This window comes from Maribellus luteus (genome assembly GCF_003576475.1).
In the GTDB taxonomy this organism is placed as follows: domain Bacteria; phylum Bacteroidota; class Bacteroidia; order Bacteroidales; family Prolixibacteraceae; genus Draconibacterium; species Draconibacterium luteum.
This window is the reverse complement of sequence record NZ_QWGR01000151.1, coordinates 1-608: the sequence shown is the minus strand read 5'-3', so window position 1 is coordinate 608 and position 608 is coordinate 1. Positions and strand designations below refer to the sequence as shown.

The following is a 608-nucleotide window of genomic DNA, read 5'->3' as shown; positions in this document are numbered from 1 at the left end:
GTCGGCAGCGCCGTACCCACCACCGTCTGGTCGAACGCCACCAGCACGACGACAAAGCAAATGCCGATCATCGCCAAGAGCGATTCCTTGAACGGCAGGATCTGGGTATGAGAGTGCGGGAGCGCGGTGTGGACGGCCATGGCGGGAGGGCGGCAAGACAAATGCACCATCAACGATTGATGAGTCAACGAATATTGTAGCGAAGACTTGAGGGCTTGCTTGCGGTTGTCCGGGAAATAATGCCCGCCCGACTTGCCTGTGCCGTCCGCCTTCCTGAGACGCATGGAGCACTGCTCCCCGCACATGACGCCGTCCGGGCCGTACATCTACGACGCGCAAGTGATTCGCGGCGCGCCGTTGACTTCCATCAGCGGGACCAGTTGAACGAGAAAGTGCTCAAGCCACTTGCTAGAGCGGCCGCTGCTCATCGAGGCTTCTCGCGTGACAGCCTCGGGGCGCCTTGTACGCCCAGGCCCAACGACGTTGCGCTGGGCCTTCGGGATGACAGTCGCGAGAACGATCTGCTTACTCGTGCGTCAGCGTCAACGCGTAGAACTTGACCACGGTGCCCGGCGTTGTCAGTGGCGGGCCCGATACGGCAGTCTGAT

General features: G+C 61.5%; 1 protein-coding gene. It reads right to left on the bottom strand.

Annotation, left to right across the window (positions count from 1 at the left end; translation table 11 throughout):
• Positions 1-284 (bottom strand): hypothetical protein (locus tag D1614_RS28365; protein WP_206610176.1); only part of this gene is annotated, 284 nt, incomplete at its 3' end.
• Positions 285-608 lie beyond the last annotated feature (324 nt).